This is a genomic window from Sphingopyxis sp. PAMC25046 (genome assembly GCF_004795895.1).
Taxonomy (GTDB): Bacteria; Pseudomonadota; Alphaproteobacteria; order Sphingomonadales; family Sphingomonadaceae; genus Sphingopyxis.
Genome location: NZ_CP039250.1, coordinates 2,942,191 through 2,962,279 on the forward strand (window position 1 = coordinate 2,942,191; position 20,089 = coordinate 2,962,279).

The window sequence follows — 20,089 nt, forward strand, 5'->3', positions numbered from 1 at the left end:
GGCAGCCGTCAGCATCGAACGATCCGCCGTTTCCCTTCATTGTCCCGCGGGAGGGCCGGCGAAGCAGCTAGCCGAGCGGGACGAAGCGCACCGTCAGCCCATCCTTCGGCCGGGGGATCGGCAACACCTGCCATTCGGGCGCATAGCCGTCGGCGATGGTGATGCGGTGCGTCGTGATGACATGGTGGAAGAAGATTTTCGCCTGCATATAGGCGAAGTGCAGTCCGAGGCACATATGCGCCCCCCCGCCGAAGGGGACCCACGCATATTTGTGCCGCTCACGCGCGACCTCGGGCGAGAAGCGCATCGGATCGAACTTCTCGGGCTGGGGCCAATGCTCCTCCATCATGTGCGTATAGGCGGGGCTGACGCCGACCGAAGTGCCGGCGGGGATGCGATAGCCGCCATATTCGAAATCCTTGAGCGCGCGGCGCGGGAAGCTCGGTACCGGGGGCACGAGCCGCAGCGCTTCCTTGAACGCCCATTCGGTCATTTCGAGCTGGCCGAGGCTGTTGTGCCCGACCCCCTCGCCCGCAGGCGCAACGCTCAGCATCTCCTCGCGCAGCCGATCCTGCCATTCGGGATGGCGCGCGAGCTCCCAGACGAGCGTGGTGATCGAACTCGTGATCGTGTCGTGCGCCGCCATCATCAGGAAGTTCATGTGATCGACGATCGCCTCGACCGACATATACTGACCGTCATCGTCCTTTGTCCGGCATATCTGGCTGAACATGTCCTCGCCGCTTCCCTCGCGCCGTTCGGGGACCATCTTGCCGAAATAATCGACCAGATAGGCGCGCCCCTTCGCGCCGCGCCCCATCGCGGTGAAGGGCAAAGGCACGCGCACGACGCCGATCGACGCCTGCACCATGTCGACGAAAGCCTTGTTGACCTTGTCCGCCTCGGGACCCCACGGAATGCCGAGGAAGCTCGTGGCGGCGAGGTCGAGCGTCAGTTCCTTGATCGCCGGATAGAATTTGAACGTCTTGCCGCTCCACTTGCCGATGCGGTCGCGGATTCCCCGGTTCAGCGATTCGGCATAATGGCGCATCGGTTCGGGCTTGAACGCCACCGACAATATCTTGCGGTCGGCGCGATGCTTTTCGAAATCCATCAGCATCAGCCCGCGCGGGAAGAGCAGGTTGAGCACCGGCCCCCAGCCCTGTTCGGACGAAAATATCTTCTCGCGGTCGAACATGACGAGTTCGTTCGCCTCGGGCCCGTGAAGCGCGACGCTGCGCCCGCCGAAGCTGTTGTTGCGATAGACGCGGCCATATTTGGCGACCATCCGGCGCGTGAAGGCGGGATAATCGCGAAGCTGCTCGAGCGTATTGCCGAGCAGCGGCATGCCGTCCTCGCCCGGGATATGGTCGATCGCGCTATCCGGGTTGCGCGGCAGCCAATGCAGCGTTTCCGGGCCGAAGCGCTTTTCGGACCACTCACTCTTCGCAGGCTGCATATTCGTCGGCGCGTTCATCGGGTCGATCCTCGTCCATCATGTCTCGACCCTAGGCGTAACCAACTACTGACATCGATGCAAGTAACGCCTTTTCGGGCGCGAGGCACCATTCACCGCAAATTCAACTCGACTCGTGCAATTTGCCGATCGAATGACGGGTCGCAACCGTTGGCCCTTAAAGGAAAAAGCCCATGGCGAAGAGTTTGAAGCGTCCCTTTTCCATCGCACTCGGCGCGCTCGCCGCGACTACGCTCGGCGGCTGCTATTACGGCGATGTTTATGGGGCGAGCTATGCGTCTGGCGGCGATTGCGCCGCGCGCTATGGCGACGCCTATTACGACTATGACGGCTATGCTTATGGCGACGGCTACGGCTATGACTGTTACGACGCGTCGGACTATGGCAGCGGTTTCGTGAACATCGGCTTCGGTGGCGGCTGGTATGACGATTATTATTATCCCGGCTACGGCATGTGGATGTTCGACAATTACCGCAACCGCTATCCGCTCCGCGGCCAGTATCTCAACTATTGGGGTGGGCGCCGCGCCTGGTGGAAGCATCATGGCGGTCGCAAGGACTGGAAGCCCGGCCGGCCTGGCTGGCATCGCGGCGACCGCGACGGCAGGCCGGGCGACGGCCGCCCGGGCCGCCCCGGCGGCTGGCACCGCGGTGACCGCGACGACGACGGCCCGCGCGGCACGCGCCCGGGGCGTCCGGAAAGGCCGCCGGTCGCGGGCAATCCGGGACGTCCCGATCGCGGCCCCGGCGCGGTTCGCCCGCGCCCGGGCCGTGATATCTCCGCACCGTCGCCCGCGCCCTCGGCCCGGCCCGACCGTGGCCCGCGCCCGGCACCGGCGGTTCGCAGCGCGCCCGCACAGCGCGCGACATCGACGCCGCCGGCCGGCCGCTCACGCAGCGATCGCGCGAATAAAACTCGTCCCGACTGACCTCAGGCCGACGGTGCGGGCTGCGCCGCCGGACCATCCTTCACGCCCGCCGATACCACCGTCGCTGCGACCAGATCGCCAATGACATTGAGCGTCGTGCGGCACATGTCGAGGAAACGGTCGACGCCGAGGATCAAGCCGATTCCTTCGGGCGGCACGCCCACCGAGGCGAGGATCAGCGCAATCACGGGCAACGAACCCGCGGGCACGCCCGCGGTCCCGATCCCGCCGAGAATGCAGACGAGCATCACGACGATCTGCTGCTGAAGCGTCAGGTCGATACCGAAAAATTGCGCGAGGAAGATTACGGTCACCCCCTCGAACATCGCGGTGCCGTTCTGGTTCGCCGTCGCCCCTATGGTCAACACGAAGCGCGCGACCCGGTCGGGCAGGCGCAGCCGGTCGTGCGCGACGCGCAGCGCGGTCGGCAGCGTCGCGTTCGACGAGGCGGTCGCAAAGGCCATGACGAAGGCCTCCTGCGTCTCGCGGAAGAAGGCGACGGGCGATTTTCGGGCGAGCGTCTTGAGCAGCACGGGGAAAACGACGAACATCTGGAGCGCGAGCGCGAGCAGCACCACCCCGACGAACGCCGACAGGCGGATGATCAGATCCCAGCCGAATTGCGCGGCGAGGTTGAACATGAAGCAGAAGACGGCGATGGGCGCGAGTTGGATGACGAGGCCGATCAGCTTCATCACCACCTCGAACACCCCTTCGATCGCGGTCTTCAACGTCTCGGTGCGCGGCGTGCTCACCAGCATCAGCCCGATGCCGAAGAAAAGCGCAAAGAACATCACCGCGAGCACGTCGTTCGCGCCCATCGCGGCGAAGATATTGTCGGGGACGATCGCGACCACCGCGTCCATCCCGGATTTCGATTCGCCCGCGCGATCGGCGATCGCCTGCGCCCCCGCGGCGCCTTCCGCCATCAGCGAGCGCGCCAGCGCGGGATCGACCCCGGCGCCCGGCTGAAGCAGGTTGACAGCGAGAAGGCTGATGACAACCGATATCGTCGATACTGCGATCGTATAGACCAGCGTGCGCAAGCCGACCGATTTCAGCGCGCGCATCTCGCCCATTTCGGCGACCCCCACGATCAGCGCCGAAACGAGCAGCGGAATGACGAGCATGAAAAGCAGCCGCAGGAATATCTGCCCGAGCGGCCCCGTCACATAGGTGGTGACGGTTTCGACCCACGCCGCGTCCGGCGCGCCATAATGGACCGCCAGCCCAATGGCGAGGCCGGCGAGGAAGCCGACGAGCATTCGCCAGCGGAGCCGTCGGGCGCGCGCCTCGTCACGCTCGGCTTCGTCGATTGCCGCTGTTTCGGCCATGGCTCGGCTCCTTGCTCGCCCCCATGGGGCGGCCGGCAGCTCGCGCGCTAGGCGTTATCGGCCGCTGGCTTATTATCCCCCGCGTCATTCGTATCACGAAGATCGAGCCCGCGGGTTCCATGATGCGGCGTATGCGCAGGCGCATGCGGACGTTCGGCATCGGCGGGTTCGGGCACTTCGAGCATGCCTTCCCATTTGGTGATAACGCTCGTCGCCACCGCATTGCCGACGACATTGGTCGCGGTGCGGCCCATGTCGAGGAAATGGTCGATCGCGAAAACGAGCGCGACGCCCTCGACCGGCAGGTCGAACATCGCGAGCGTCGCGGTGATAACGACGAGGCTGGCGCGCGGCACCGCCGCGATACCCTTCGACGATACCATCAGCGTCAGCAGGATCAGTATCTGGGTGCCGATCGACAATTCGATGCCATAGGCCTGCGCGATGAAGATCGTCGCGAAGCTCGCGTACATCATCGACCCATCGAGGTTGAAGCTGTAACCGAGCGGCAGCACGAAGCCCGAGATGCGGCGCGGTACCCCGAACCGGTCGAGCTGTTCGAAGAGCTTCGGCATCGCGGCCTCGGAGGAGGCAGTGGAAAAGGCGATCAGCAGCGGTTCGCGGATGTAGCGGATCAGCTGAATGATGCGTCCGCGCAAAAAGATCGCGCCGGCGGCGAGCAACAGCACCCAGAGCAGCACGAGCGCGATGTAGAATTCGGTGAGCAGTTCGGCATAGGTCGCGAGGATGCCGAGACCCTGCTCTGCGACGACCTTGGCCAGCGCCCCGAACACCGCGAGCGGCGCGAGGCGCATGACATAACCGGTGATCTGCAGCATCAGTTCGGCGAGCGCCTCGGCGCCGCGCACCAGCGGCTTGCCCTTTTCGCCGAGTGCAGTCAGCCCGACGCCGGCGAAAAGCGAAAAGACGAGGATCTGAAGAACATTATTCTCCGCCATCGCGGCGATGACATTCTTGGGGAAGACATGTTCGATGAACTCGAACATATCGAGCTTCTTGACCTCGCCCACCGACTGGGCGGAGGCGGCCATGTCGATGCCGACGCCGGGCTGGAGCAGGTTGACCATGATCAGGCCAAGGCTGATCGAGATCAGGCTGGCGACGATGAACCAGGCGATCGCGCGCGTGCCGATGCGGCCGAGCGCCGAGCTGTCGCCCATATGCGCGATACCGGTGACGAGCGTGCCGAGGATCAGCGGCGCGACGAGCATCTTGATGAGGTTGAGGAAGATGGTGGCGAGCGTGCCGAAGCTGCGCAGCCAATATTCGAACGCCTGGCTGTCGGCGGGCACGGCGATGCGGACCGCATATCCCACCGCGATCCCGAGCACCATGCCCGCGAGAATATATAGTGTAAGCTTGCGGTCCATGCGGCCGTCCCCCGAAAATTCATTATTGGCGCGCCGTGACCGGCCGGATTCTCCGCCCCCTTTGACCGACCGCGAGCCGCAGCGTCAAGGGGGCTGGCAGTTCGGCCGCTATGCCGTCAGGTTATGAAGAAGGCGATCGCGAAACAGGTCGAAATGCCGGTGATGATGTTGAGCGGCACCCCGATCTTCACGAAATCGACGAAGCGATAATCGCCCGCGGCATAGACGATCGTGTTCGTCTGATAGCCGATCGGGGTCGCGAAGCAGGCCGACGCGCCGATCATCAGCGCGATCACCAGCGGACGCGGATCGACCCCGAGTTCGGCGGCGATCGCGAGTGTCACCGGCGTCATCAACGCCGCGACCGCATTGTTGCTGAGTAGTTCGGAGAGAATGAGTGCGAAGAAGTAGATGCCGAAGACGAGCACCCACATCGGCTGTCCTGCCAGCACCGGCTTGACCCAGCCGACCATCATTGCGACCGCCCCGCTCTGTTCGAGCGCGAGCCCGACCGCGAGCATCGCGAAGATCAGGACCAGCACGTCGCCGTCGATCGTGCCCCATGCTTCCTCGCTATCGATACAGCGCGTCACCAGGATCACGCCGATCGCGATGATCGCGGCGACACCGATCGACATGATATCGAGCGCGGCAAGCGCAACGACCGAAAACATGCACAGCATGGCGATCCACGCCTTGCCGCGGCGAAAGGCGCGCACCTTGGCCAGATCGGCGCCGATCAGGTGCGGATTGTCGCGCAGCGCCTCGACCTCGCCCGGACCACCAGCGACGAGCAGGCGGTCGGCGGGGCGGATACGCACGCTTGCAAGGTCGGGGCCCGGTTCGTGCGCCGGACGGTCGAGGCCGATGATCCGCGCGCGGACCTTTTGCAGGAAAGGAATGTCAACCAGTCGCTGACCGATCGCCGGGTGGTTCGACGCGATCATCGTCTCGACGACCATGTCATTCTGGTCCGGATCGCCGCTGCCGATGCCAAGCCGGAAACGCCCCTGCTCGCGCCAGGTCATCAAGGTCGCGCCATCGACGCGGAGGATGATCCGGTCGCCGGTTGCGAGCGTCCAATGCTCGAGTTCGGCGCCGTGGACGACCACCGAACCGCGGCGGACTCCGACGACACGGCCCGAGCGCGGCAGGTCGCGGAACGCCTCGACCGTCATGCCGACGAGATAATCATCCTCTTCCAGCACCAGCTCGGTCAGATATTGATGCGCGTCGTGCGTCCCGGCGGGCCCCTTGATCGGTTTGTCGGCCGGCAGCAGCCACCACATCAGCGCGAGGCCGATCATCCCCGATGCGGCGGTAACGAGGCCGATCGGTGTGATCTCGAAAATGCCAAAACGCTCCATCCCCGCCTGACGCACGATGCCGTCGACGACCAGGTTGGTGGATGTGCCGATCAAGGTCAGCGTGCCGCCGAGCACCGCGACGATCGACAGCGGCATGAGCAGCTTCTTGGCACTGACGCCTGTCACCTCCGCGAGCTTCATCATGATGGGGATGAGCACCACCACCACGGGCGTATTGTTTAGGAAAGCCGACGCGAAAAGCGCGCCGACCAGGACTTCGACGATCGCAAGCCGCGGGTGTTTCTCGGCACGCTTCATGATCGCATCGGCGACGCGCTGGATCACGCCGGTGCGGATGAGCGCACCCGACAACACGAACATCGCGCCGATGACGATCGGCGCCGAGTTCGAAAAAACCGAATAGAGCCCGTCGGCATCGAGGATGCCGAGCGCGAGGTAGGTGCAGGCGCCGAGGATCGCGATGACGGTCGCGGGCAGCCGTTCCATCAGAAAGCCGACGAACATCGCGGCGAGAATGAACAGCGACAGGACCGCCTGATGCGCCTCGATGAATGCCCGGATCGCTTCGATCATGTCAGCCGTTCTGCGCCCGGTGGAGCAATTTATGATCGGCGAGGACCAGCGCCATCATCGCCTCGACCACCGGTGCACCGCGAATACCCACACAAGGGTCGTGGCGGCCCTTGGTGACGATGTCGGTCGCTTCGCCTGCCTTGTTCACTGTCGGGACGGGCGTGAGAATCGAGCTGGTCGGCTTGAAGGCGACGCGCACGACGACCGGCTGGCCGGTCGAGATGCCACCGGCGATACCGCCAGCGTTGTTCGAGAGGAAATCGGGCCGATTGCTGCCATCGCTTGCGGGGCGCATCGGGTCGGCATTTTCTTCGCCGCGAAGGCGCGCCGCGTGGAAACCGGCGCCGATCTCGACGCCCTTCACCGCATTGATCCCCATCATCGCGGCGGCAAGGTCGCTGTCGAGCTTGGCATAGATCGGAGCCCCCCAGCCGGCGGGAACGCTGCTCGCCGCGCATTCGATGACGGCGCCGAGCGAACTGCCCGCCTTGCGCGCGGCATCCATCAATCCTTCCCAGCGCTGCGCCGCAGCGGGATCGGGACAGAAAAAGGGATTGCGATCAATTTCTTCGAGGTCAAAGTTGGCAGGATCGATCGCATCGCCGCCAATCTCGGCGACCCAGGCGTGGATCTGCACCTCGGGGATCACGAGCCGCGCGACCCCGCCCGCGGCGACGCGCGCCGCCGTCTCGCGCGCGCTCGACCGGCCACCGCCGCGATAGTCGCGAATGCCATATTTGGCGTCATAGGCGTAATCGGCGTGACCGGGGCGATAGGCCTGGGCGATCTCGCCATAATCCTTCGACCGCTGGTCGACATTCTCGATCATCAGGCTGATCGGCGTGCCCGTCGTCTTGCCCTCGAAGGTGCCCGACAGGATGCGCACCTGGTCGGGTTCCTGCCGCTGCGTGGTATGGCGCGACTGACCCGGACGGCGTTTGTCGAGAAAGGGCTGAATATCGGCTTCGGACAGCGACAGGCGCGGCGGACAGCCATCGACGACCGCGCCGAGCGCGGGGCCGTGGCTTTCCCCCCAAGTCGTGAAGCGAAGAACGCGTCCGAAGCTGTTGAAACTCATTGCCCTATCCCATCCGGCCAAACGCAGGCGCGTAATCCGCGCGTCCGCCTAGCGGCCAAGCCGCGCCCGAGTCCAGCATCATCGCCATGAAATGCGGCCCCGCGAAGGGCGATGCGAAGTGTGCAGCAAGATCGGGCGAATAACCGAAGCGCGGATAATAATCCGCATGGCCGAGAACGAAGCCGATGGCCACGCCCTGCGCGCGTAACTCTTCCAGCCCGGCACGGATCAGCGCGCCGCCTATGCCTTGTCCCTGCCGTTCGGGCGCGACCGAGACAGGCGCGAGGCCCGCGCCGGAAAGCGGCGTGCCGTCCGCCTCGACATCCATCCGGCTGAACAGCACATGCCCGGCGATCACGCCCTCCCGCTCGGCGACCAGCGATACCAGCGCATCGCCGTCGGCCTTGATCATCCGGACGAGCTCGGCTTCGCCCTGATGACCGAATTCGGTGCCGGCAAAGGCCGCGCGAATGACGTTGTCGATGGCTTCGGCATCCTCCGCGCGTGCGGGACGGATGACGGGGCCGTCAGGCAAGTGCGATGTCCGGGGCGTCTTCCTGCTTCATTCCGACCGTGTGGTAGCCCGCATCGACATGGTGCGTTTCGCCCGTCACCCCACTCGCAAGGTCGCTCAAAAGATAGAGCGCCGAGCCGCCCACGTCGCCGATCGTGACGTTGCGGCGCAGCGGGGCGTTAAATTCATTCCATTTGAGGATCAGGCGGAAGTCGCCGATTCCCGACGCCGCGAGCGTCTTGATCGGGCCCGCCGAGATCGCGTTCACGCGCACCCCCTGCGGACCATAATCATTGGCGAGATATTTGACGCTCGTCTCCAGCGCCGACTTGGCGACGCCCATGACATTGTAATGCGGGATGACCTTCTCGGCGCCATAATAGCTCAAGGTCAGCAGCGAACCGCCGCCCTTGCCCGTTTCGGGATCGAAGGGCGTCATCATCGCCGCCGCGCGCTGGGCGACCGCGGTGAAGCTGTAGACGCTGATATTCATCGTCATCAGAAAATCGTCGAGCGTCACATCGGCATAATGGCCGCGCAACGCTTCCTTGTTGGTATAGCCGATCGCGTGGACGACGAAGTCGATCGTCGGCCAGCGCGCGACAAGCGTCGCGAACGCCGCGTCGAGATTGTCCATGTCGGCGACATCGCAATCGATCAGGAAATCGCAGCCAAGCTCGTCGGCGAGCGGCTTCACACGCTTCAGCATCACATCGCCCTGATAGGAGATCGCGAGTTCGGCGCCGTGCGCGTGCAGTGCCTTGGCTATGCCCCAAGCGAGCGATTTGTCGTTCGCGAGGCCCATGATCAACCCGCGCTTGCCCTTCATCAGACCCGTCATTTTTCTTCTCCGGCCTTTTCCGATTCGACCATGATGTCGTCCACGCGCCCAATAGCGTCGTGGCCCAAATCCTCAACCTCGACGAGTGCGGCGTTGAGTTCGGCGCCCATCACCATACCCAATCCGACGAGGTAGAAAAAGAAAAGCGCGACCATCACACCCGCAAGGCTGCCGTAGGTTGCGTCGTAGCTGAGCAGGCTCGCGAGCAGCGGCGGCAGCGCGAGAGTGACCCCGATCCACCACAAGGTCGTGAACAGCGCGCCCGGCCATTTGGGGCATTTCTTGAGCCGCCGGTATTTCGACGGGGTCAGGCTGTAGAAGAGCATGTAGATCGCGAGGAACAACCCCGCGCCCGACACGCCGCGTGAGATCAGCACGACCCCCCACGCCTGATATTGCTCGGGCAGCACGCGGGTGACGAACTGTTCGATGCCGACGATCAGCACCTGCATACTGAACGACAACAGCATCAGAACGACCGCGCCGGTGATGATGCCGATCGACATCAGCCGGTAGTGGAAAAAGCCCTTCGAGAAATGCGTGCCGTATGCGCGGCGGAGGATGTCGCGCACCGTTTCGATCAGGCTTCCAACCGTCCACAGCGCGACGAGGGCGCCAAGCCACAGAAAGATACCGGTGCGCGCGGTCATCACCTCGCGGATCGGCCCCGACAGTGCCTTGGCGACCGTCGGCGGCATGGTGGAAAATACCGCCTCGACCGCCCGCTCGCCGCCGACGCTGCCGCCAAAGATCGACAGCGCGGCGGCGAGCAGGATAAAGAATGGAAAGAGCGCGATCAACGCGAGATAGGCGAGATTGCCGGCGTGGATGAAGCCGTCGGTATAGGTGCCGACAACGACACGGCGGACAATATGATAGGCGCGCGTGCCGGGACCGAGCTGTTCGCGCCCGCGCTCGATCAGCCCCTCGGCGCGAGTGCGCAGCTTGACACGCTTGGCGCGCTCGGCACGCGCTTCCGGCGAATGCGGCGAATGGCCCTCGGCCATAAATTCCTTGCCGACCTCGTCGGCGACCTCGCGCTCGAGCGCGGCGACGATCTTCTTTTCGTGGGTTTCAGCCACGCATCACACGCCGAGATCCGCCCGCACGTTCCGCGGATCGGTCCATTCGCTGAGCAGTGTGATCAGTGCCGCATCGTCGGCGGGCAGGTCGACCATCAGCCGCACGAGCTGGTCGCCGCGGCCGCCGCTTTTCTGACTAAAGCCCTTCCCCTTGAGGCGCATGACCTTGCCCGACGAGGAGCCAGCGGGGATCGACAGCATCACCGGGCCGTCGACCGTCGGCACCTTGATCTTCGCGCCCTTGACCGCCTCGTTCAGCGTCACCGGCAGGTCGAGCCGGATGTTGGCGCCCTCGCGCTCGTAGAAGGGATGGTCCTTGACGGTGATCGTGACGATGCCGTCGCCGGTGCCGCCCGGCCCCGCCTGCCCCTTTCCGGCGAGCCGCATCTGCGTTCCCGTCTCGACCCCGGCAGGTAGTTTCAGGTCGATCGTACCCCCGTCGGCAAGCGTGATACGCTGCGGCGCCTGCGTCGCGGCGTCGATAAAGGAGACCGACAGGCGATAAGCAACATTGGCGCCCTTTTGCGGCGGCGCGCTGCGTCCGCCGAAGCCGCCGAACGGCCCGCCACCGCCGCGCCCGCCGAACAGCCCTTCGAAAATGTCGCCGAAATCGGCACCCTCGTTGCCGAAACCGCCCTGCCCGCGCGGATCACCACGAAAGCCCCCTCCTCCGCCATAGCCGAAGGGCATGGCAGGATTGCCGTCGCCGTCGATCTCGCCGCGGTCATATTGCGCGCGCTTGGTCTTGTCGGACAAGAGGTCATACGCCTTGGTGACATCCGAGAATTTCTCCGACGCCTTCGGATTATCCTTGTTCTTGTCGGGATGCAGTTCCTTGGCGAGCTTGCGATAGGCGGACTTGATCTCCGCTTCGCTTGCAGTCTTCGCAACGCCCAGGGTGGAATAGGGATCGGCCATTTTGCTCCTGTAGCCCGATAAGTGACTGGCCGTGAAGGCCCATTGGTGCGCCATGTGGTAATGTGCCGGGGAACGGTCAAGTTCCACATAGATCCCGCTCGACCGCGAACGCAGCGCGCATTATGAACGCGCGCATGACGGACGATCCCTTTGCACTGTTCGACGGCTGGTTCGCCGAAGCGCGCACCAGCGAACCCAATGACGCCAATGCGATGGCGCTCGCCACGGCGACGCCGGACGGTCGGCCATCGCTGCGCATGGTGCTTTTGAAAGGTCATGGCCCCGACGGCTTCGTCTTCTATACCAATCTAGACAGCCGCAAGGGCGGCGAACTCGCTGCAAACGCCCATGTCGCCTTGCTCTTTCACTGGAAGTCGCTGCGCCGGCAGATTCGTATCGAGGGCATAGCGACCCCGGTCGACGATGCCACCGCCGACGCCTATTTCGCAACGCGTAGCCGCGACAGCCAGCTCGGCGCCTGGGCGAGCGACCAGTCGCGTCCGCTGGACCGCCGCGAAACCTTCGAGGCACGTTTCGCCGAGATGCAGGCGCGCTTCGACGGACAGGACGTGCCGCGTCCGCCGCGCTGGTCGGGCTGGCGCGTTAATCCTTCGGCTATCGAATTCTGGCAGGACCGGGCCCACCGTCTGCACGAACGCACGCTGTTCCGGCGCGCCGGCGACAGTTGGACGAGAGGATATCTGTATCCATGAGCGCCGCCCGCCGCCTTCCGATCACGCAGGTCGACGCCTTTGCCGACCGGCCCTTCACCGGCAACCCCGCGGCGGTGATGCCGCTCGAGGAATGGCTCGACGACGCGACCCTTCAGGCAATCGCGGCCGAGAATAATCTCGCCGAAACCGCATTCCTCGTGCCCGACGACAGCGACGAGGCCGATTACGAGTTGCGCTGGTTCACGCCGACGATCGAAGTCGCGCTCTGCGGCCACGCGACGCTGGCGAGCGGACATGTGCTGCTGTCGGCGGCGCAATGGCGGAGCGAAATGCGCTTTCGCACGCGCAAGGCCGGCATCTTGCAGGTCAGGCGTGACGGCGATGACGAAGGCTATCGAATGAAGTTGCCCGCTTATCGGACAGAATCGAAGCCGCTACCCGATATCGCGGACGCGATGGGCGGCGACGTCGTCGAAACGCTGTGGCACGAGGGCGGCTATGCGCTGATCGTCTATCGTAGCGCCGAAGAGGTCCGGACGCTGACGCCCGATCTCGCGACGCTCGGCAAAGGCGACATTCTCTATATCGCGACGGCACCCGGCGCCGGCGATCCGTCGGCCGCTGACGTAGTGAGCCGCGCCTTCGCGCCCGGCGCCGGCATCCCCGAGGATCCCGTTACCGGGTCGGCGCACAGCGTGCTGACGCCCTATTGGACGACGCGCCTCGGCCGCGACGCGTTCGCGGCCTATCAGGCGAGCGCGCGCGGCGGCCATGTCGGTTGTCGCCTTGATGGCGACATGGTCGAGCTTACGGGCAGCTGCGTCACCACTGTCGTGGGCGACTTTCTGCTATAAGCTTTCGGTCAGATCGGCGAGATGTCGCCGCAATTCGGGAAATTGCTCATCGGTCGTCACCCCGAGCCGGACGATCGTTACCCGCTGCGACGGCGAGACGATGATATATTGGCCCTGATGGCCGATGCAGGCGAAGAGGTCGTTCGGACCACGATCGGGCCATAGCGCCGGCGTGACGCCGGCAGGACGCTTGCGGTTCAGCCAGATATGGCCGCCATAGCCCGCATCATTCCGCGATGGCGTCAGCATGAAACGCATCCAGGTTTCGGGGAGCAGCCGCTGGCCGTTAACCACGCCGCGATTGCGCAGAAATTCGCCGAACCTTGCGTAATCCCGCGCGGTCGCGTGCATGATCGACCCGCCGATCATCGTGCCCTGCGCGTCGAACTCGGGGGTCAGGCTGGCCATGCCGAGCGGCTCGACCAGCCGTCCGCCGATAAAGTCGCGCATCGCATCGCGCCGCGCGTCGGGATTCGGTGACGGCGTCAGCGTGTCGGCGAGGATGTCCGAGAGGATGACGCTGGTCGCCGAGCTGTAGTTGAAGACCTCGCCCGGCTGCGCCGCCGCGGGTTTGGCTTCGGCAAAACCGGCCATGTCCGCCGCGCCGTCGCCGAATAGCATCGCGACCGTATCGCCCTGCCAGATCGGGTCGCCATTTTCGATATGCTCGAGTCCCGACGACATGTGCAACAGGTTGCGTAGCGTAATCGCACCGCGCGGATCGCCGCTGCGCTGCCACGCCCCCACCGGCGCCGGCCCGTCGAGCGACAATTGGCCGTCGGCGACGAGGAAGCCGGTGAGCACCGCGGTGATGCTTTTCGCCATCGACCAGCTGATCAGCTTGGTTTGGGGTCCGAAACCCGCGCCATAGCGTTCGTAAATCAACTCGCCGTCGCGGAGCACGAGCAGCGCGCGTGTCTCCCCGACACCGTCGGCATCGGCGAACAGCGCGTCGGCACGCGTCCTGATCGCGGCGGGCAAGGCGGGCGGCGCACGACGCGTGTCGGCCGAGGCCAGATCGTCCAGCGACACACCAAATCTGGGCGTCGGCGATGCGGGCGCCATATTGCCTTGCCCCGTCGCTTGGCCGAGCGACCAGACGCCGAGCATCGCAAGGGCGCCACTTGCCAGCAGCCGTTTTTTCGTGATCATGGTCTGGGTGAATAACATCAATCCGACCAACCCTTCAACGGGCGAGACGCCCACCCCTGCGCCGCCGCCCGCGGACGCGTCGCCGTCGCCGTCGCCGTCGCCGAAGAAACCCGGCCGCTGGGGCGGCTGCCTGCCTTGGGCGATCGTCGCCGCGGTGCTGCTTGCCGTCTTCACGATCTGGAAGTTCCCCTCTTTCAAAGCGCAGGCCGAGCTGGGATCGGCCTATGCCGCGCGTGTCGGTTGTTCGTGCCGCTATGTTCAGGGCCGCAGCATCGAAAGCTGTCAGAGCGATTTTGAGCCGGGGATGGAGATGGTGTCGCTCAGCGAAGATACGGCGACCAAGACCGTCAAAGGCAGCGTCCCGCTGCTCGCCTCGCGCAGCGCGCGCTATGCTGGGGCGAGCGGCTGTTTGATGCGACCCGAAAATTAGCGGCTGAAACTATGCGCGGCGAATGCAACCGCCGCGGGGGCGCCGAAGACGAGCAACCAGATCAGCGCTTCCTCTGCCCCGCCAGCAGCATGACGGCGGTGTGTGGCATCCCCTATTCCTCCCCGTTTGCCGGCAGAATAGCCGATCGGTGACGGCGTCGCCACTCGCCGGGCGACATGCCGACTTTGCTCCGGAAGGTCGCGCACAGATGGGCGTGGCTCGAAAATCCGGTGGCAAAGGCGATTTCGGCGATCGACAGCGGACGGTTCATCAAGAACCAGCAGGCGCGGCGCAGCCGCTGGCGCAGCACATATTGCGCCGGTGTGCGCCCGGTCACGCTGGCGAAATGAACGATCAGGCTGTTCGCTGACATGCCCGCCTCGGCCGCCATATCCTCCACCGTAAGCGGCGTTTCGAGCTGCGCCTGAATGAAGATCATCAATTGGTTGATCCGCTGAATCATGGCCGGGGATTCGGCGCGACCGATCATATGGTCCAGCGTCTTGGCCAGGATCGCAACGAGCGGACCGGCGGCGGAGGAATCGCCCGCCACGAGCGCGCGGACGAGTGCTGCAATCGCGAGGTCGTAATGTGCCGCGAGCGCCCGCGTATGGGGCGCAATCGAAAGCAGCGGCAGGGGAATCTCGACTTCGGTGTAGCGAACCGCGCCCCCTTTCGCCGTAGCGCGGTACACAAGCCCCGCCGGGACGAGCCACATCTCGCCCGGAAGCGGGTCGCCGAGCGACGTCTGCATCGCGCCCAGCCAGGTTTCGAGCCAGTGATAACTCCCCGCTTCGTAAAGTATCAGCGCATGGACATCGCGTTGGATCGTCCAGTTCGAAGGGCCATCGATCCGGTCGGTGATCGAGGCAACCCTGAGTCCACCCACTTCCATGACCGAAGTATGGCAAGAATGGGAGAATGTGAAAGCCTGCTATATTCGCCGATAATATGGTTAAATCGCCCCACCTAAAAACCCCTGACCTCGGTCGCTGTCGGGGAAAAGAGGGTGTGGACGACAATGTTTGCGTGCCCCAAAACACGCAGCGACAGACCCCTCTAAAAGGCGGGCGGCGCCATCGCCGCCCGCCGCTTTTTTTGCGGCGAGACTGTTGGCTCAACTTTGCGAGAGGAAATCATCCATCGCACGATTGACGGCTTCGGGCGCATCCCAAGGTACGAAATGGCCGCAATCGGGAACCTCGACGATCGTTACGTGGGGCACGAATTCTTCCATTCCATCGAGATTGCATGGCGGCAGCGCGACATCGTCGAGTGCCCAGATGACGAGCGTCGGGATGGCAAGTTTCGGAAAGGCGACGGCGGGCGGTTCGGCATAGGGTTCGTCCATTGCGGGCACGGTGATCGGCGATCCGCGATACCAGTTGATCATCGCGCGGCACGCGTCGCGATCTTCCCAATCCTTGAGCAGCCGCGAAATTTCGTCGGCGGGCTGAAGGCCGCCGCTCGGCACGCGCCCTTCAAAGGCGTGGGCGAGGATGCCGGCGACGCCATAGTCTTCGATGATCGAGTCGCTCGCGGGATCGCGAAAGGTCCGGATATACTGGCTGGCCGCGCGCTGCGCTTCGTTCGTCGCGAGCAGGCGCTGAAAGATGCCGGGGTGCGGCGCGTTGGCGATCACCGCGCGCGTCACGCGCCCTGCCCACGCCGGATGCAGCCCGCCAGGCTGGCCGCCGAGTGCAACCCCCCACGCGATCGCCCCACCCCAGTCGTGACCGATGATCGTGAATTTATCGACGTCGAGCGCGTCGGCGAGCGCAAAGATGTCGGCGATCAGTTTGTCGGGCGTGTAGGATTCGACGTCCTGTGGTTTCGACGAACCGCGATAGCCGCGCTGGTCGGGCGCAATACAACGGAAACGCTCGGCGAAATGCGGCAACTGATGGCGCCAGGTGCGGTGCGATTCGGGAAAGCCGTGCAGGAAGATCAGCACCGGAGCATCGCGCGGCCCCATGTCGACGACGTCGAGTTCGACCCCGGTCGAAAGCTTTACGCGCTGCTGTTCGAAATCGCCGATCATCCACCCTGCTCCTTTGGTTTCGTTTCGAAACCAAGTTGGCGCGGATCTGGGCGGCTGGCAAGCGGCGTTGTGATCGCTTTGGTACGGCGGTTCCGCGATCGATAGTCGCGTTTGGAAGTTGACGAAGTTGACGCCCCATCGCGCGCACGAGAGGGTAATCGCTGTCGCAGAAACGGATCGGGGCGGCACGGAGGTGGTGGGGTCATCCGGCAGGGTAGATCAGGGCCGGATTTTTTAGGAAAGGGATTTCTGCGGCGAAAAATGAGATAATGGCAACGGCCGGTAGCTGGCATGGCCGCATAGGCGGCTTCGAATAAGATTCGCGCAGAGACGCAGAGAGCGCAGAGGTGAAAAGCTTCCCTCTTTGCGATATCTGTGCCTCTGCGCGAAATATTCGGAAGACGGCATTCGACCGATGCCAGTCATTTGTTGCGGCTCGTGACGCCCCGGAGAGCCGTCAATGACGAGAAGAACCTGTTTGTCCGGCAGTCGCCGAATAGCAAATTCGGGTGGAGCGCAGGCCAACACGACCGCAAACCGACTGACTTCTCAGATCATGCTTTGCTTTCGGCAAGTCGCACTAAAGCCCTATCGACAGTCGCCTGCATTTCGTCCGACTTGCCTTCAAATAGCGACCCCACTTCCTCAATTGCGAAGCGAGCGTCAATCTGAAAATCAGACAGATTTTTCGGCTTTCGCCATTCATCCTTAGTTTGGCGCTTGGATGAGAGCTTACCAGATGCTTGCAAGCGAAATTCCTCGGCTTGCAGATCGACGTTGAACGTCAAGATCAGTTCAGAAACGGCGTGCTCGAGAAATCCGCCGTACTCATACGCCGATAATCCATCGCGTTCACGAAGAGTTCCAATGCATGGTCCTTCGAATTTGATAACAGAAATGTCGCGTTCGAAACAATCAATTACAACACCACCTGGAATGTAGAGAAATATGTGCGGCCCAGTTTGGGAAACGCTGCCGGTCTCTGGTGTCAATCTAAACAGGTTAATGCCGAAGTTAAAAAAGCGGAGCGAGCTATAATCATGACTTAAGTCGGGCCGGCTTGCCACTGTTACACTGACGTTGTTGGATTTCATCATCGAACTTTGGCTTCTGCGTAAGCCAGAGCGTTATGGCAGTTCCACCAGATCCGCAATGATCACCGTCTGCCGTGTCAGATTTTTCGCCGGAAACCGCTCGACTGCTCTCCACCCCAAAGCCGCCAGCGGCGCAACCGCGGACAACGCCGGTGCGAGCGACAGGCTCAGGGATAGCTGACTGTCTTCGGCACTTCGGGGATGGGTATGAATTCCTTGCTATCGCCGGGAACGAGCGGAAAATTGCCGTCCTTCCAGTCGTGCTTCGCGGCGTTGATGCGCTCGCGGCTCGAACTGACGAAATTCCACCAGACGTGGCGCGGGGTGGTGAAGGCCTCGCCGCCGAGCAGCATCACCCTGGCGTCGCTCGACGCGCGCAGCGTCATCGCCTGCCCGGGTTTCAATATATAGAGGCTATGGCGATCGAGCGCCTCGCCGTCGAGGCTCGCGTCGCCCAGCGCTACCAGCACGGCGCGCTCGTCGGCCTCGGCCTCGATCGGCACGCTCGCACCCGCGTTCATCAATATGTCGGCATAGATCGTCGCGGCGTGCTGGGTGATCGGTGAGGTCGCGCCCCACAATTGCCCCATGATGACGCGCGCCGACACGCCATCGTCCTCGATCAAGGGCAAGTCGTCCTTCGCGGCATGTTCGAACGCGGGATCTATCTCCTCCTTGCCGTCGGGCAGCGCGAGCCAGGTCTGCATGCCCGAGATCGGCGAGCCGGTGGCGCGCTCGGCCGCCGGCGTGCGTTCCGAATGGACGATGCCCCGCCCGGCGGTCATCAGGTTGCACGCGCCGGGGCGGATCGTCGCATAGGTGCCGAGGCTGTCGCGATGATCGATCGCGCCTTCGAAGAGATAGGTCACGGTCGCGAGGTTGATATGCGGATGCGGGCGGACGTCCATCCCCTGCCCGATGTCGAAACGCGCCGGGCCGAACTGGTCGACGAAGATGAACGGACCGACCATCGTGCGCGCCTTGTTCGGCAAGGTCCGCCGCACCGCGAAGTCGCCGAGGTCGTGGGTCGAGGGGGTGATGATGTCCATCGGTCAGTCCAGCCTTTCGAGCGTCTTTCGCGTTTTGCCGGTTTCGACATTGCCGGTGTTCAGCGTCGAATTGGGTTCGAGCAACACGACATGGCATTCGCCGTTCAGCGCCTCGGGGCAATGCTCGACGCCATGCGGCACGATGATGAATTCGCCGGGCTCGACGATGACGTCGCCGGTCCGAAGCCCCATCTTCATCCGCCCCGCGACGACGAGGAACAGTTCGTCCTCATGGTCGTGGTGATGCCAGTCGAACTTGCCGTCGAGCTTGACCAGCTTGACCTGAAAATCATTGATGTCGCCCGCGACGCGCGGGTTCCATGCGTCGGTGATTTTGGCGAAGGCTTCGGCGAGATTGACCTTGTAGGGCATCCTCATTCCCCCGGCGCGACGGCCTTGATCGCGAGCGCATGGACGCGCTGTCCCGGCAGGTCGCCGAGCGCCTTGTTGACCGTGCGCTGGCGTGCGACGCGGTTCATTCCGGCGAAGCCTGCCCATTCGATCGCAAGGCTGAAATGCGACTCGCCGCTGCCGTCGTCGCCCGTATGGCCATGGTGGCTGGCGCTGTCGTTCCTGAGGGTGAAATTCGCGTCGGGAAAGGCTGCGGCGAGCAGGCTTTCCATCTCTTGCTGTACGGGGCCTTTGTTGCTCATGGGCTTGACCATAGGCCCTTCATCGCCAAATTATAAGGCCTTCCGGCTACCAACGCCCCACGCCGATTCCGAAAGCCCGCTTTGCCGTCTTCCGCCCGCCCTTCCCGATTCCATGGCCGCGTCCCGCGCGAAGAGCGCTGCGCCGCGCCCGGATGCGCCGAGGCCGGCGAATTTCGCGCCCCCGTCTCGTCGCACCGATCGCCCGACGGGCCGCCGCCGTACCGCTGGCTCTGCCTCGACCATGTGCGCGAATTCAACGCGGGTTATAATTTCTTCGAGGGGATGAGCGCCGACCAGATCATGGCGGCGCAATCGCCGACCGCCGGCTGGGAAACCGAAAGCCGCGCCTTCCGCCCCGCGGGCAGCGCCGACCTGCCGCCACGCTGGGCCGATTTCAAGGACCCGATGGACGCGCTCGGCGCGCGCTTTCGCCAGCGGATGGACGAGGCGCGGCGCGAAGCGGCAAATCCCCGCCTGTCGCGTGAGGAACATGACGCGATGCAGTTGATGGCGCTGCCCGCCGACGCCGACCGCGCGGCGCTCCGCCGCCGTTACAGCGAACTCGTCCGCAAATATCATCCCGACCGGAATGGCGGCGATCGCAGTTTCGAAGCGCGGCTGGGTGCGGTAGTCGAGGCCTATCAGTTGCTCAGGAAGAGCAAGGCGTTCGCATAGGA

Annotated in this window: 21 protein-coding genes; 5 read left to right on the forward strand and 16 right to left on the reverse strand. The window is 64.0% G+C overall.

Annotated features, from left to right (window positions below):
• Window positions 1-67: 67 nt before the first annotated feature.
• Window positions 68-1,477, reverse strand: a complete 1,410-nt coding sequence (locus tag E5675_RS13975; RefSeq protein ID WP_136175047.1) for a cytochrome P450 — start codon at window positions 1,475-1,477, stop codon at window positions 68-70.
• A 173-nt stretch (window positions 1,478-1,650) separates the two neighbouring features.
• On the opposite strand from E5675_RS13975, the gene E5675_RS13980 reads away from it, so the two are divergent.
• A complete protein-coding gene (locus E5675_RS13980) occupies window positions 1,651-2,406 on the forward strand; it encodes a peptidase (RefSeq protein WP_136175048.1) in 756 nt (251 codons plus the stop codon).
• Window positions 2,407-2,408: 2 nt separating this feature from the next.
• On the opposite strand, the gene E5675_RS13985 is transcribed toward E5675_RS13980, so the two are convergent.
• The 8 genes from E5675_RS13985 to E5675_RS14020 all read right to left on the reverse strand — a co-directional run bounded on the left by E5675_RS13985 (window position 2,409) and on the right by E5675_RS14020 (window position 11,465).
• A complete protein-coding gene (locus tag E5675_RS13985; RefSeq protein ID WP_136175049.1) occupies window positions 2,409-3,740 on the reverse strand; it encodes a dicarboxylate/amino acid:cation symporter in 1,332 nt (443 codons plus the stop codon).
• Between the two features lie 47 nt (window positions 3,741-3,787).
• On the reverse strand, window positions 3,788-5,131 hold the full coding sequence (locus tag E5675_RS13990; RefSeq protein ID WP_136175050.1) for a dicarboxylate/amino acid:cation symporter: 1,344 nt from the start codon (window positions 5,129-5,131) through the stop codon (window positions 3,788-3,790).
• A 116-nt stretch (window positions 5,132-5,247) separates the two neighbouring features.
• Window positions 5,248-7,032: an SLC13 family permease gene (locus tag E5675_RS13995; RefSeq protein WP_136175051.1), complete on the reverse strand. Its 1,785-nt coding sequence runs from the start codon at window positions 7,030-7,032 to the stop codon at window positions 5,248-5,250.
• Between the two features lies 1 nt (window position 7,033).
• Complete coding sequence (gene aroC / locus E5675_RS14000) at window positions 7,034-8,110, reverse strand: chorismate synthase (protein WP_136175052.1); 1,077 nt, start codon at window positions 8,108-8,110, stop codon at window positions 7,034-7,036.
• A 4-nt stretch (window positions 8,111-8,114) separates the two neighbouring features.
• Window positions 8,115-8,645: an N-acetyltransferase gene (locus tag E5675_RS14005; protein ID WP_136175053.1), complete on the reverse strand. Its 531-nt coding sequence runs from the start codon at window positions 8,643-8,645 to the stop codon at window positions 8,115-8,117.
• The gene (locus E5675_RS14010; RefSeq protein WP_136175054.1) at window positions 8,638-9,465 is read right to left on the reverse strand and encodes an SDR family oxidoreductase; all 828 of its coding nucleotides are present in this window, start codon (window positions 9,463-9,465) and stop codon (window positions 8,638-8,640) included. Before E5675_RS14010 ends, E5675_RS14005 begins: the two co-directional genes overlap by 8 nt.
• Window positions 9,462-10,547, reverse strand: coding sequence for a YihY/virulence factor BrkB family protein (locus E5675_RS14015; RefSeq protein WP_136175055.1), 1,086 nt, complete (start codon window positions 10,545-10,547; stop codon window positions 9,462-9,464). The genes E5675_RS14010 and E5675_RS14015 overlap by 4 nt, the downstream gene beginning before the upstream one ends.
• Window positions 10,548-10,550: 3 nt before the next feature.
• Window positions 10,551-11,465: a J domain-containing protein gene (locus E5675_RS14020; RefSeq protein WP_136175056.1), complete on the reverse strand. Its 915-nt coding sequence runs from the start codon at window positions 11,463-11,465 to the stop codon at window positions 10,551-10,553.
• Between the two features lie 134 nt (window positions 11,466-11,599).
• On the opposite strand from E5675_RS14020, the gene pdxH reads away from it, so the two are divergent.
• Together pdxH and E5675_RS14030 are read left to right on the forward strand one after the other, a co-directional pair.
• Entirely contained in the window at window positions 11,600-12,178 is a 579-nt protein-coding gene (gene pdxH / locus E5675_RS14025; RefSeq protein WP_247594626.1) for a pyridoxamine 5'-phosphate oxidase, read from the forward strand.
• Window positions 12,175-12,993, forward strand: a complete 819-nt coding sequence (locus E5675_RS14030; protein ID WP_136175058.1) for a PhzF family phenazine biosynthesis protein — start codon at window positions 12,175-12,177, stop codon at window positions 12,991-12,993. Before pdxH ends, E5675_RS14030 begins: the two co-directional genes overlap by 4 nt.
• On the opposite strand, the gene E5675_RS14035 is transcribed toward E5675_RS14030, so the two are convergent.
• A complete protein-coding gene (locus E5675_RS14035; protein WP_136175059.1) occupies window positions 12,988-14,145 on the reverse strand; it encodes a serine hydrolase in 1,158 nt (385 codons plus the stop codon). The genes E5675_RS14030 and E5675_RS14035 overlap by 6 nt on opposite strands.
• Between E5675_RS14035 and E5675_RS14040 the strand changes: the two genes are divergently transcribed.
• Window positions 14,144-14,575, forward strand: a complete 432-nt coding sequence (locus E5675_RS14040; protein WP_136176492.1) for a hypothetical protein — start codon at window positions 14,144-14,146, stop codon at window positions 14,573-14,575. The genes E5675_RS14035 and E5675_RS14040 overlap by 2 nt on opposite strands.
• Window positions 14,576-14,687: 112 nt before the next feature.
• On the opposite strand, the gene E5675_RS14045 is transcribed toward E5675_RS14040, so the two are convergent.
• From E5675_RS14045 to E5675_RS14070, 6 genes are all read right to left on the reverse strand, one after another.
• A complete protein-coding gene (locus tag E5675_RS14045) occupies window positions 14,688-15,470 on the reverse strand; it encodes an AraC family transcriptional regulator (protein WP_136175060.1) in 783 nt (260 codons plus the stop codon).
• A 222-nt stretch (window positions 15,471-15,692) separates the two neighbouring features.
• Window positions 15,693-16,616 (reverse strand): alpha/beta hydrolase, encoded by a 924-nt coding sequence (locus E5675_RS14050; RefSeq protein ID WP_136175061.1) that lies wholly within the window; start codon window positions 16,614-16,616, stop codon window positions 15,693-15,695.
• Between the two features lie 554 nt (window positions 16,617-17,170).
• Window positions 17,171-17,713 carry a hypothetical protein gene (locus tag E5675_RS14055; RefSeq protein WP_136175062.1) on the reverse strand — a complete coding sequence of 181 codons (543 nt, stop codon included), beginning with the start codon at window positions 17,711-17,713 and terminating at the stop codon, window positions 17,171-17,173.
• Between the two features lie 164 nt (window positions 17,714-17,877).
• Window positions 17,878-18,759, reverse strand: coding sequence for a pirin family protein (locus tag E5675_RS14060; protein WP_136175063.1), 882 nt, complete (start codon window positions 18,757-18,759; stop codon window positions 17,878-17,880).
• Window positions 18,760-18,762: 3 nt separating this feature from the next.
• The gene (locus E5675_RS14065) at window positions 18,763-19,131 is read right to left on the reverse strand and encodes a cupin domain-containing protein (protein WP_210727533.1); all 369 of its coding nucleotides are present in this window, start codon (window positions 19,129-19,131) and stop codon (window positions 18,763-18,765) included.
• Between the two features lie 2 nt (window positions 19,132-19,133).
• Window positions 19,134-19,382, reverse strand: a complete 249-nt coding sequence (locus tag E5675_RS14070) for a BolA family protein (RefSeq protein WP_247594889.1) — start codon at window positions 19,380-19,382, stop codon at window positions 19,134-19,136.
• A gap of 111 nt (window positions 19,383-19,493) precedes the next feature.
• Here E5675_RS14070 and E5675_RS14075 point away from each other — a divergent pair, with 111 nt between their 5' ends.
• Window positions 19,494-20,087 (forward strand): J domain-containing protein, encoded by a 594-nt coding sequence (locus E5675_RS14075; RefSeq protein ID WP_136175066.1) that lies wholly within the window; start codon window positions 19,494-19,496, stop codon window positions 20,085-20,087.
• The last annotated feature ends 2 nt before the right edge of the window (window positions 20,088-20,089 follow it).